The organism is Streptomyces sp. NPDC005435, from assembly GCF_040703155.1.
In the GTDB taxonomy this organism is placed as follows: Bacteria; Actinomycetota; Actinomycetes; order Streptomycetales; family Streptomycetaceae; genus Streptomyces.
Genome location: NZ_JBEXEQ010000009.1, coordinates 1 through 11,301, shown reverse-complemented (window position 1 = coordinate 11,301; position 11,301 = coordinate 1). Strand labels below are relative to the sequence as shown.

Below are 11,301 nucleotides of genomic sequence, written 5' to 3'. Positions count from 1 at the left end.
AGAGTGACCTCGTCCGTGCGGTACGGGGGCCTGAGAGATTCCGGGGAGGAGTTGCTCCTTCGGCGCCTCCGACTTGCTCGGAGGACTCTCCCGCACGGGGTCGGCAGCCGTTGTCAGGGTACCAGCGGGGCCGTGACCCGCGGCGTTCGAGTGGCCGCCACGCTCATTCTGCTCTTTTGTAGTGCTAACGGATGAGTTGGGACCACGTGGAGGGAGCGCGACCGTGCAGACCGACATTGATCCGCGCAATCTGATCGGCCGCAAGGCGTTCGACCGCAACGGCACCAAGATAGGCACCATCGACGAGGTGTATCTCGACGACGCCACGGGCGTGCCCGAGTGGGCCGCCATACGCACCGGACTCTTCTCCCGCGACGCCTTCGTCCCGCTCGAACCGAGCGAACTGGTCGAGGGCACCCTCCACGTCCCCTTCGAACGCGCGCTCATCAAGGACGCCCCGGACTTCGGGGTGGGCCGCCACCTCTCCCCCGAGCAGGAACTCCAGCTCTACCACCACTACGGCCTCGACGTGTCCGCCTCCCCCACCGCTCCCCGGGTCCCCGACCGCGACTTCGGCAAGCTCGCGGGCACCGAGGACGCCTGACCCCCTCCCTCCCGCTCCCCCTCGCTCTCCCCCGCCACCAGCGGCAACGGGTCGGCCGGCACCAGCTCCGGGTCGTCGGTCCAGAAGGTCCGCACCCGGCCGGGCGCCGAGGAGTACGGCGTCTCGAAGCGCACCGTGACCCGGCCGAGCCCGCTGCCCTGCACCCAGCCGGGCCCGTGCTCGGCGTGCCGTACGTCCTGGCCCGGCCGCCACTGCCGCTCCGGAGAAGTGTCCGGCGCGGCCGGAAGCGGCTCGGGCACGGCCTCCTCGGGCGCTTCGGCGGCCAGCTCCCCCGCGGCCTGCGCGAACAGATCCTCCTGGGTGTAATCGGCCAGACCGGTGACGCCGACGCCGAGCAGCCGCACCCCGCCGGTGGTGTCGACGGACTCCAGGAGCCGCGCGGCCGCCTCCCGGATCACCGCAGGGTCGTCCGTGGGCCCGCGCAGCGTCTCGGAGCGGGTCAGCGTCGAGAAGTCGTAGCGCCGCACCTTGAGCACGATGGTGCGGCCGGACAGCCCGGCACCGCGCAGCCGGCGTACGCAGCGGTCGGCGAGCCGCCGCACCTCCAGGCCGATTCTCGGCCGGTCGTGGATGTCCACGTCGTAGGTGTCCTCGACGGAGACCGACTTGGCCTCGCGCTCGGCGACCACGGGCCGGTCGTCGCGGGCCAGCGCCATCGCGTACAGGGCGTGTCCGTGCGCCTTGCCGAGCAGCCGGACCAGTTCGTCCTCACCGGCCTCGGCCAGCTCGTCCACGGTGGTGATGCCGGCCCGGCGCAGATGGTCGCCGGTGGCGGGGCCGACCCCGGGCAGGGTCCGCACCGGCATCGGGCCGAGGAGGGCGCGCTCGGTGCCGGGTTCTATGAGGCACAGTCCGTCGGGCTTGGCCCGCTCGGAGGCGATCTTCGCGAGCATCTTGGAGGCGGCGAGCCCGACCGAGCCCGTCAGTCCGGTGGCCTCCCGGATGTCGGCGCGCAGCCTGACCCCGGCCGCGCGCGCCGACGGCTCGTCCCAGGCCGTCCCCGCGGCCTCCAGGTCCACGAACGCCTCGTCCAGGCTCAGCGGCTCCACCAGCGGCGACAGCTCGCGCAGCAGGGCCATCACCTGCTCGCTGATCGCCCGGTAGACGGTGAAGCGCGGGGTGAGGTACGCGGCGTTCGGCGCCCGTCTGCGCGCCTGCGCCGTCGGCATCGCCGAGTGCACCCCGAACACCCGCGCCTCGTACGACGCCGTGGCCACCACTCCGCGCGGCCCCAGACCGCCCACCACGACCGCCTTGCCGCGCAGGCTCGGCTTGGACGCCTGCTCCACCGAGGCGTAGAAGGCGTCCATGTCGAGATGGAGGATCGTCGGCGCGGCTCTCACATGTCCGATGGTGCACCACACCACTGACAACGCCGGTCACCCGGCGCCGGAGTGCGTTTTCCGCGGGCTCAGACCGCCCGGTTGCGCCGCCTGGCCAGTTCGTCCGCCGGGTTGTGCCCGATCAGCGTCTCGCCGGTGTCGACGCGCTCGCCGTGCAGCTGGGACAGCGCGCTCTCCACGTCCCGCCACACCACGCCGACGGCGATGCCGAAGATGCCCTGGCCGCCCTGGAGCAGGGCGTGGACCTCGTCCGGGGAGGTGCACTCGTAGACCGTGGCGCCGTCGCTCATCAGCGTCATGCGCTCCAGGTCGCGGAAGCCGCGGTCCCTGAGGTGCTGTACCGCCGAACGGATGTTCTGCAGCGAGACACCGGTGTCCAGGAAGCGCTTGACGATCTTGAGGACGACCACGTCCCGGAAGCTGTACAGCCGCTGGGTGCCCGATCCATGGGCGGGCCGCACGCTCGGCTCCACCAGGCCGGTGCGGGCCCAGTAGTCGAGCTGCCGATAGGTGATGCCGGCCGCCGCGCAGGCCGTGGGCCCGCGGTAACCGATCTCCTCGGCCGCCGTCTCCACCCCCTCGCCGTCGGGCACCGCCGTCGGCCGCTGCGAAGCGGGTTCCGCCGTACCACTGGGCTGGGGATACCCGCCGCTCGGGCGGAGCCGCGAGCTTGGGGGAGGGTACGGACCGCTCGCCCCGAACCCGTTTCCGGGGGCGCCCCCAGCCGTACCGTCGCCGCTGGTTCTCACGCCGACCTCCGTCCTTGACCTGCCATCTCGACGGTAGGCAGTCACCAGGGGTGCGTCAACGATCGCCACACTCGGCACGCCGAGTGATAATCACCCTGAGAGTGGTTTCTCGTGTCCCACCGCGGGGAAAGGCTAGCCGAATGCGCTCGCGAGGGGTCGTAGGACGCTCTCACGAGCCGTTGGCAATTGCCCGCTCGTGACAGCGCCGCCGGCGCTGTCGCACGGCGGCACCGGGCGCCCTCGTGGCCTTCTGACCACGGGGTCCGCGCCGGTGTCTCACTGGCTGCTGGTGCCGAAGTCCTCGGGCGAGATCTGGTCGAGGAACTCGCGGAATTTCTCCACCTCGTCCTCCTGCTCGTCCGGGATGGCGATGCCCGCATCGTCGAGCACCCCGTCACTCCCGTAGATCGGCGTGCCGGTGCGCAGGGCCAGCGCTATGGCGTCGGACGGACGCGCGCTCACCTCGACCCCGCTGGCGAACACCAGCTCCGCGTAGAAGACGCCCTCACGCAGATCCGTGATGCGCACTTCGGTCAGCTCCTGACCGACGGCCTCCAGCACGTCCTTGAACAGGTCGTGCGTCAGCGGCCGCGCGGGGGCCATGCCCTGCTGGGCGAAGGCGATCGCCGTCGCCTCCCCGGGCCCGATCCAGATGGGGAGGTAGCGGTCGCCTCCCACTTCGCGCAGGAGCACGATCGGTTGGTTGGAGGGCATTTCGACCCGGACACCTACGACATCGAGCTCGTTCACACAGCAACCCTAGGCCGTGCCCGGGACGTTTGGGTAGTCGGGCCGGGAACAGGTGGGCGATCCGGTCCCCCCTCGGGGCCCCTCGCTCAGGGCAGCCGGACCCCCAGCGCGGACTTCACCAGGGCCGCGTGCAGCTTCATGGTGAGCGCCGCCAGCTCCTTGGTACGCGCCTCGGCATGCGCCCTGGTCTGCGGGTTGCGGTGGCGCTTGAGCGGCGCCACCACCTGGTCCACCAGGCCCGCCTCGCGTTCGGCCGCCGCCTTCATCAGCCGCAGATGGCGCGGCTCGATCCCGAACCCGCCCAGCTCGGCCACGAGGGCCGCCACCGTGACGGACTCGGCGTCGTAGACCCCGTCCGCCAGGGGGGCGATGAGCCCGTACGACTCCCACTCCCGCAGCTCGCCCTCGTCGATGCCGGCGGCCGACAGCAGCTCGTCCCGGCCGATCCGGGCCACCGTGGGCACCTCGGCCTGCTCGTCCGCCATGTCCTCGGCGGAGCGCTGGCGTCCTACGACGGGCAGCTGGACCGCCTCGCCGCGCTCCATGGCGTCCAGATGCTCGCGGATCACCTTCAGCGGCAGATAGTGGTCCCGCTGCATTCTCAGGATGTGGCCCAGCCGCTCGACGTCCTCCGCACCGAACTTGCGGTACCCCGAGGGGGTCCGGCGCGGCTCGACGAGGCCCTCCGACTCCAGGAAACGGATCTTGGAGATGGTGACTTCGGGGAACTCGTCGCGCAGCACGTTCAGCACGGTGCCGATGCTCATCGGTTCGCTGTCCCTGGCGGCGGTACCGATTCCGGCACCGCCGCTCGGTGTTTGAAGCATGGACCTTCCCTGTGGTTCCCCCGGACGGGTGTCCGGGGGTAGGTCAGACGCCCTGCCGGCTCGCGTAGAAGACCAGTCGGTACTTACCGATCTGGACCTCGTCACCGTTCGCCAGAGCGATCTCGTCGATACGCTCCCGGTTGACGTACGTGCCGTTCAGACTGCCCACGTCCGCGACCGTGAAGGACCCGTCCGCAGCGCGCCGGAACTCCACGTGACGGCGCGAGACCGTCACGTCGTCCAGGAAGATGTCGCTCTGCGGGTGACGGCCGGCCGTGGTCAGGTCACTGTCCAACAGGAAGCGGCTGCCCGAGTTCGGACCCCGGCGCACCACGAGGAGCGCGGAGCCCGCCGGCAGCGCGTCGACCGCCGCCTGCGCCTCGGGCGACAGCATCGGGACCGCCGTCTGACCGGTCATCTCGGCGTCGTACGCCTCGATACCGGAGATGGAGATCGTCGACGTGGTCTCCGAGGCACGCTCGGGCGTGGCGCCGGGACGCAGAGGCGCACCGCAGTTGGAACAGAAACGGGCGTTCTCCGCGTTGCGGTTCCCGCACCTGGAACACTCCAGGACCGACATGGACCCCCCGGGGGCGTTGGACGCGGACGGGTCGGAGGCAAACCCTCCACCCGCACTTGAGGTTGACGGTTGCCCGAAACCTATGCCGCCGGACCGGGCAGGGTCAACGGACGCCGCGCCCTGGCCTCCCGAATTGCCACCGGCCGGACCAGCGACCTCGTCGCGGAACAGCGGACGGGGGCCTTCCTCTTCGGACTGTGCGCGATGACGGGCCGTCGCGTTGTCGCCGCCCTCTCGCGCGCTCTTGCCGAACAACTTCCCAAACAACTTCACGGGCGATTCCCCTTGACCGAAACAGACCCGCCCGTGGGGCAGGACGAACCCTGATTGCCGACACCGGCCGATCCGGACATCTTCACAACGTCCGTATCCACCAGACAGTTTCCACCACGCACCACCCCTTCGGTGCGCCGACCCCCCGCAACCTCATGCCCCTGCCGGACTCGGCCCATGCACCACCGGTTCACCGGGAGGACGACTGAGCGTAGTCAGGCTGCTTCGCCTGCCGCAAGGCATCCACAACGATCTTGTTCGACCGCTCGACACTCACCGTGGCCTGCTCCTTCTCGAAGGTCTGCACCACGCCTCCAGGGATGTTCAACGCCGGCTCCAGGTCCTGCGGCTTCCCGATGACCTTGAAACGATACGGCGCGTCGATCTTGTTCCCGTCGACACTGACCGTCTTGCCCGAGTCGGTGAGATAGGTGTTCGCGACCACACGGACACCGTTGATCTGTATGGCCTCCGCGCCGGCCGCGCGCAGTTCCTGGATCGCGTCGAGCAGCATGTCCGACTCGACCGTCCCCTTCGCGTCGTCGACCGTCATGGTGATGCCGGGCCCCTGAGCCGCCACCGTGCCCGCGAGTATGCCGAGTTGCCTCTCCTTCTCGGCGGTCTGCTTGCGGGCCTCGGCCGCCTGGTCGGAGCTGCTCTGCAATTCCTCCCGCTGCTTTTCGAGACCTTGCTTCTCATCCTCAAGACGCTGAGTACGGTCGTCCAGTTCATCGAGGATGCGGACGAGGTCCTCCTGACGCGCCCCACGCAGCGCGCTGTCGCTGTCGCTGTTGGACGCCACCTGCACGGCCAGACCGAAACCGAGCCCGAACAGCAGCAGGGCGACGATGAATTGGGCCCGGGTCAGCCGCGGCGGCCACAGCCCTGCGGCCAGCCGCTGACGCCCGGTGAGCCGGGGCTCGGCGGCGTCCGGCTCCTCCTCGGGCGCGGGCGCGGGCTCGGGCGCGGACTCCGGCTCGGGCAGCGGCGCCGCCTTGGACGCGCTCTCGCGCGCGGGCCGGGGTTCCTCCGCTGCGGACGGCTCGGGCCGGGGCTCCGACGCCGGTACCTCGGCGGGCAGTTCCTTGCGCAGCCTGTTCTCCGGCCGCTCTCCCTGGTCGCTCATCGCGCTCACGCCCGGAAGACGTGCCGGCGGATGGCGGCCGCGTTGGAGAAGATGCGGATGCCGAGGACCACCACGACGCCGGTCGACAGCTGCGCGCCCACGCCCAACTTGTCGCCCAGGAACACGATCAGGGCGGCCACGACCACGTTCGACAGGAACGAGACCACGAAGACCTTGTCGTCGAAGATGCCGTCGAGCATGGCGCGCAGACCGCCGAACACGGCGTCCAGCGCCGCCACTACGGCGATGGGCAGATAAGGCTCGACAACCGCCGGAACCTCGGGCCGGACCAACAGGCCGGCCACGACTCCCACGACGAGGCCCAGTACGGCGATCACGATGTGCCCTTCTCAGTTTTCTCGGCGTTCGGCTGTGCTGCGTTCGGCTGCGCTGTGTTCGGCTGCGCTGTGCGTACGATCACACTGGGTGCGGACGGCAGCCGGACGTCCTTCTCCGCGGAGAGGGAGACCCGGATACCGAAGTTGTCCTTCAGGGCGTGGAGATACAGCCCGTCGGCGGTGTTCTGGAACCTGGTGGCCAGCCGCTGCCCGTCCCCCACCGCGAGCACCGTGTACGGCGGCACCAGCGGCCTGTTGTCGACCAGTATCGCGTCACCCGCGTTCCTGATCGCGGACAGGGCGGTCAGCCGCTGTCCGTTGATGGAGACGGCCTCCGCACCGGACTCCCACAGACCGTTGACCACGCGCTGCATGTCCCGGTCGCGCACCCGCCCCGTGTCGGAGAACCCGGCGGCCTCGCGCGGGTTGGTGACGTCTCCCCCGGCGCTCGCCTCCTTGGCGTCGTTCACCACGAGCCGCACCCCCGGTCCGTGCACCGCCGTGGCACCCGACAGGATGCCCATCAGGTCGGCCTGGCTGCCCCCGGTCTGCTTGAGCGCCGCCCGCTGGCGCGCGCTCACGTCGTCCCGCAGCTTGTCCACGCCGGTCTCAAGACGGTCGGCGGCGGCGTTCTCGCGGTCGATGCGGTCGATCAGCTCCTGGCGCTCCTTGGCCACCCCCGGCGCCGCCACACGCGCCTGAGCCGCCCCCACGGTCACCACGAGCGCCGCGAGGACCAGACCCCCGGCGAGACCGAGCTTGGCCCGCAGGGTCTTGGGCAGACCCCGCTCGCCGGCGGACTCCCTGCGGGCGGCGGCCTCGGCGTATCCATCGTCGAGGCTGTGGTCCATGACGTTGGTGATCAACGACATCGAGGCGTCCGGACGCCTCGGCCGCGTGGGGCTGCTCCGAACGGGGGGTTGCTGCGGCATGTCGCACATAGTCGCATGCCGCGAACGGTGCCTTCGAACGGCCCCACCCCGCGGCCGGGCCCCGCGCCGGGGCGGAGACGGACACACGACCGCGGGCCGCCGCCGGTGTGGCGACGGCCCGCGATGTGCCGTATGACCGGATTACCGGCCCGCGCTGTCCACGACGGCCGACCACTCGTCGAGCAGTGCCTGCGCGGAGGCGTCGTCCGGGCCCTCCGCCCACAGATGCGTGACGGCCTCGGCGGGGTCGGGCAGCACCATCACCCAGCGCCCGTCGCTCTCGACCACGCGCACCCCGTCCGTCGTGTCCACGAACCGGTCACCGGCCGCCTCGACGACCCGCCGCATGACCAGACCCTTGACGGCCCACGGGGTCGCCAGGTCCCGCTTGAGGACATGCGCCCGCGGAATCCGCGCGTCGATCTGGCTCAGCGTGAGCTGGGTCCGCGCCACAAGCCCGATCAGCCGCACGAACGCTGCCGTGCCGTCGTACACGCTGCTGAACTCGGGGACGATGAAGCCGCCCTTACCGTCGCCGCCGAAGATGGTGCCCTCTTCGCCGCCCACACGCGTGAGGTCGTCCGGGGACGTGGTCGTCCACTCGACCTGCGTGCCGTGGTACGCGGCCACCTGCTCCGCGATACGGGTCGTGGTCACCGGCAGCGCCACCCGGCCGCTGCGCCGCTCGGCCGCGACCAGGTCGAGCATGACCAGGAGCGCCCGGTCGTCCTCGATGATCCGGCCCTTCTCGTCCACGAGCGACAGCCGCTCGCCGACCGGGTCGAACCGCACGCCGAACGCGGCCCCCGAGGACGCCACTATCTCGCCGAGCCGCTCCAGGCCCCGGCGGCGCATCTCCTCGGTCTCCGTCGGTCTCGACTCGTCCAGACCCGGGTTGATGGTCAGCGAGTCCACCCCGAGCTTGCCGAGCAGACTGGGCAGCACGAGCCCCGCGCTGCCGTTGGAGGCGTCCACGACGACCTTGAGCCCGGACTCCGCGATCCCGGTCGTGTCGACGTTCCGCAGCAGCGAGCCGGTGTACGAGTCGAACACGCTCGACGGAAAGTACAGGTCACCGATCTCGCCGGGGAAGGCACGCCGGTACTCCTGGCGCGCGAACACCCGGTCCAGCTTGCGCTGACTGCCCTGGGAGAGATCCGCGCCCTGCCCGTCGAAGAACATGATGTCCACCGAGTCCGGCACACCGGGCGAGGTACGGATCATGATCCCGCCCGCGCTGCCGCGCGCGGTCTGCTGCCGCGCCACGGGCAGCGGCACGTTCTCCAGGTCGCGTACGTCGATGGCGCTGGCCTGGAGCGCGGAGATGACCGCCCGCTTGAGCGCGCGGGCACCCCGGGAGTGGTCGCGGGCCGTGGTGACCGTGGCGCCCTTCTTCAGGGTCGTCGCGTAGGCGCCGGCCAGCCGGACGGCCAGTTCCGGGGTGATCTCGACGTTCAGGATGCCGGTCACGCCGCGGGCGCCGAAGAGATGCGCCTGGCCGCGGGACTCCCAGATGACCGAGGTGTTGACGAAGGCGCCGGCCTCGATCGTCTTGAACGGGTACACCCGGACGTTGCCCTGGATGATCGACTCCTCGCCGATCAGGCACTCGTCACCGATGACCGCGCCGTCCTCGATCCGGGCGGCCCGCATGATGTCGGTGTTCTTGCCGACGACACAGCCGCGCAGATTGCTGTTGTGCCCGATGTAGACGTTGTCGGCGACGACGGCCTTGTGCAGGAAAGCACCGCTCTTGACGACCACGTTGGAGCCGACGACGGTGTGCTCGCGCAGCTCCGCGCCCGCCTCGACCTTGGCGTAGTCACCGATGTACAGCGGCCCGCGCAGCACCGCGTCGGGGTGCACCTCCGCGCCCTCGGCCACCCACACACCGGGCGAGATCTCGAATCCGTCGATGTCGACGTCGACCTTGCCCTCAAGGACGTCGGCCTGGGCCTTCACATAGCTCTCGTGCGTGCCGACGTCCTCCCAGTAGCCCTCGGCGATGTAGCCGTAAATGGGCTTGCCTTCCTTCATCAGCTGCGGGAAGACATCGCCGGACCAGTCGACGGGCACATCGGGTTCGACATAGTTGAATACCTCGGGCTCCATCACATAGATGCCCGTGTTCACCGTGTCGGAGAAGACCTGGCCCCAGGTCGGCTTCTCAAGGAAGCGCTCGACCTTGCCCTCCTCGTCGACGATGGTGATGCCGAACTCCAGCGGATTGGGCACCCGGGTCAGGCAGACCGTGACCAGGGCACCCTTCTCCTTGTGGAAGTTGATCAGCTCGGTGAGGTCGAAGTCCGTGAGGGCATCACCGGAGATCACGAGGAAGGCGTCGTCCTTCAGCGCTTCCTCGGCGTTCTTGACGCTTCCGGCGGTACCGAGTGGCTTCTCCTCGTTGGCATAGGTCAGCTCCATGCCGAGTTCTTCGCCGTCACCGAAATAGTTCTTGACGAGCGACGCCAGGAACTGGACGGTCACAACGGTCTCGTTGAGTCCATGCCTTTTGAGCAGCCGCAGCACATGCTCCATGATCGGGCGGTTCACCACCGGCAGGAGCGGCTTGGGCATGCTAGAGGTCATCGGGCGCAGGCGTGTGCCTTCGCCACCAGCCATCACGACGGCCTTCATGTCGGAAGCGTCCTCCTCAAGAGATGACGGTCCAGCCGACTTCACCCGTCCAGATTGTCCCGCACTTTTCCCGCGCGGGCCATCGAAGCGTCACGGAAGCATCGCCTCCGGGCAGCGCCGCCCGGGCTCAATCGGCCATGGCGTCCGCGCGCACCAGACGGCGGACCTGAACCACGTAAAGCACTCCTGCCCACCAGTACAGGGTTGTACCCCACCCTGCGAACGCCCATCCGAAAATGGCGGCGAGTGACGCGATCCAACCGCTTCCGTCACTGAGCAGAAGGAGCGGGAACGCGTACATGAGGTTGAACGTGGCGGCCTTCCCGAGGAAGTTCACCTGCGGCGGCGGATAGCCGTGCCGGCGGAGGATACCCACCATCACGAGCAGCATCAGCTCGCGCGCCAGCAGAAGCGCGGTCAGCCAGAGCGGCAGGATCTCCCGCCAGGTGAGACCGAGCAGAGTGGAAAGGACATAGAGCCGGTCGGCGGCGGGATCGAGCACCCGGCCGAGGCTGCTGATCTGATTCCAGCGGCGGGCGAGCTTGCCGTCCAGATAGTCACTGACCCCGCTGAGCGCCAGGACCAGAAGTGCCCAGCCATCGCTCTTCGGACCGCCGAACTCCGGCCTGAGGATCAACCACAGGAACAGGGGTACGCCGGCGAGCCTGGCCATGCTGAGGATGTTGGGGATGGTGAGGACCCGGTCTGTCTGGACGCGGGTCTCCTGGACCTCCACCCGGGGGCCTCCTGTTACGAAACGTGCCAACAATTCCCCATGACCTTACCCCAACGCAAAAAAGCTCCGGCTCTCGGGCAGTTATGCCCAAGAGCCGGAGCTGTAAAAGGAGTTCGGCGGCGTCCTACTCTCCCACAGGGTCCCCCCTGCAGTACCATCGGCGCTGTGAGGCTTAGCTTCCGGGTTCGGAATGTAACCGGGCGTTTCCCTCACGCTATGACCACCGAAACACTATGAAACTGTCAGACCGTCATGTGTGGCACATGAGGCTGTTCGTGGTTTCAGAACCAACACAGTGGACGCGAGCAACTGAGGACAAGCCCTCGGCCTATTAGTACCAGTCAACTCCACCCGTTACCGGGCTTCCATATCTGGCCTATCAACC

The 11,301-nt window shown here is 69.3% G+C and carries 11 protein-coding genes, 2 rRNA genes and 1 riboswitch; of the genes, 1 reads left to right on the top strand and 12 read right to left on the bottom strand.

The features are described from left to right. Positions 1 to 8 precede the first annotated feature (8 nt). Positions 9 to 103, bottom strand: a riboswitch (glycine riboswitch). Between the two features lie 120 nt (positions 104 to 223). Next, positions 224 to 604 (top strand): PRC-barrel domain-containing protein, encoded by a 381-nt coding sequence (locus AB0898_RS13070; protein ID WP_366802966.1) that lies wholly within the window; start codon positions 224 to 226, stop codon positions 602 to 604. Here the strand turns inward: AB0898_RS13070 and AB0898_RS13065 are convergent. The 12 genes from AB0898_RS13065 to AB0898_RS13010 form a co-directional block, all read right to left on the bottom strand. Next, entirely contained in the window at positions 517 to 1,968 is a 1,452-nt protein-coding gene (locus AB0898_RS13065) for a DNA polymerase IV (protein ID WP_366802965.1), read from the bottom strand. The two genes, AB0898_RS13070 and AB0898_RS13065, sit on opposite strands and share 88 nt — an antisense overlap. Positions 1,969 to 2,036: 68 nt before the next feature. Next, positions 2,037 to 2,717, bottom strand: a complete 681-nt coding sequence (locus AB0898_RS13060) for a MerR family transcriptional regulator (RefSeq protein WP_366802964.1) — start codon at positions 2,715 to 2,717, stop codon at positions 2,037 to 2,039. Positions 2,718 to 2,993: 276 nt separating this feature from the next. After that, positions 2,994 to 3,467 carry a bifunctional nuclease family protein gene (locus tag AB0898_RS13055; RefSeq protein WP_004002801.1) on the bottom strand — a complete coding sequence of 158 codons (474 nt, stop codon included), beginning with the start codon at positions 3,465 to 3,467 and terminating at the stop codon, positions 2,994 to 2,996. Between the two features lie 86 nt (positions 3,468 to 3,553). Then, a complete protein-coding gene (locus AB0898_RS13050; RefSeq protein WP_366802963.1) occupies positions 3,554 to 4,294 on the bottom strand; it encodes a MerR family transcriptional regulator in 741 nt (246 codons plus the stop codon). A gap of 43 nt (positions 4,295 to 4,337) precedes the next feature. Next, positions 4,338 to 5,255, bottom strand: a complete 918-nt coding sequence (locus AB0898_RS13045) for an FHA domain-containing protein (protein WP_366803195.1) — start codon at positions 5,253 to 5,255, stop codon at positions 4,338 to 4,340. Positions 5,256 to 5,337: 82 nt separating this feature from the next. Next, on the bottom strand, positions 5,338 to 6,273 hold the full coding sequence (locus AB0898_RS13040) for a DUF881 domain-containing protein (protein WP_366803194.1): 936 nt from the start codon (positions 6,271 to 6,273) through the stop codon (positions 5,338 to 5,340). A 5-nt stretch (positions 6,274 to 6,278) separates the two neighbouring features. Next, on the bottom strand, positions 6,279 to 6,611 hold the full coding sequence (locus AB0898_RS13035; protein WP_003988855.1) for a small basic family protein: 333 nt from the start codon (positions 6,609 to 6,611) through the stop codon (positions 6,279 to 6,281). After that, positions 6,608 to 7,552, bottom strand: a complete 945-nt coding sequence (locus AB0898_RS13030) for a DUF881 domain-containing protein (protein WP_366802962.1) — start codon at positions 7,550 to 7,552, stop codon at positions 6,608 to 6,610. Before AB0898_RS13030 ends, AB0898_RS13035 begins: the two co-directional genes overlap by 4 nt. A 132-nt stretch (positions 7,553 to 7,684) precedes the next feature. After that, positions 7,685 to 10,180, bottom strand: a complete 2,496-nt coding sequence (locus tag AB0898_RS13025; RefSeq protein ID WP_366802961.1) for a mannose-1-phosphate guanyltransferase — start codon at positions 10,178 to 10,180, stop codon at positions 7,685 to 7,687. Positions 10,181 to 10,307: 127 nt separating this feature from the next. Next, positions 10,308 to 10,916 carry a CDP-alcohol phosphatidyltransferase family protein gene (locus AB0898_RS13020; protein WP_366802960.1) on the bottom strand — a complete coding sequence of 203 codons (609 nt, stop codon included), beginning with the start codon at positions 10,914 to 10,916 and terminating at the stop codon, positions 10,308 to 10,310. Positions 10,917 to 11,027: 111 nt separating this feature from the next. Continuing rightward, positions 11,028 to 11,144: ribosomal RNA gene (gene rrf, locus AB0898_RS13015) — 5S ribosomal RNA — on the bottom strand. Between the two features lie 83 nt (positions 11,145 to 11,227). Continuing rightward, positions 11,228 to 11,301, bottom strand: a 23S ribosomal RNA gene (locus tag AB0898_RS13010); the annotation flags it as partial.

Bases quoted from the DNA above. Each gene is read 5' to 3' on its own strand.
- AB0898_RS13050 (WP_366802963.1), bottom strand. From the start codon at position 4,294: ATGCTTCAAACACCGAGCGGCGGTGCCGGAATCGGTACCGCCGCCAGG.
- AB0898_RS13040 (WP_366803194.1), bottom strand. From the start codon at position 6,273: ATGAGCGACCAGGGAGAGCGGCCGGAGAACAGGCTGCGCAAGGAACTG.
- AB0898_RS13030 (WP_366802962.1), bottom strand. From the start codon at position 7,552: ATGTGCGACATGCCGCAGCAACCCCCCGTTCGGAGCAGCCCCACGCGG.
- AB0898_RS13025 (WP_366802961.1), bottom strand. From the start codon at position 10,180: ATGAAGGCCGTCGTGATGGCTGGTGGCGAAGGCACACGCCTGCGCCCG.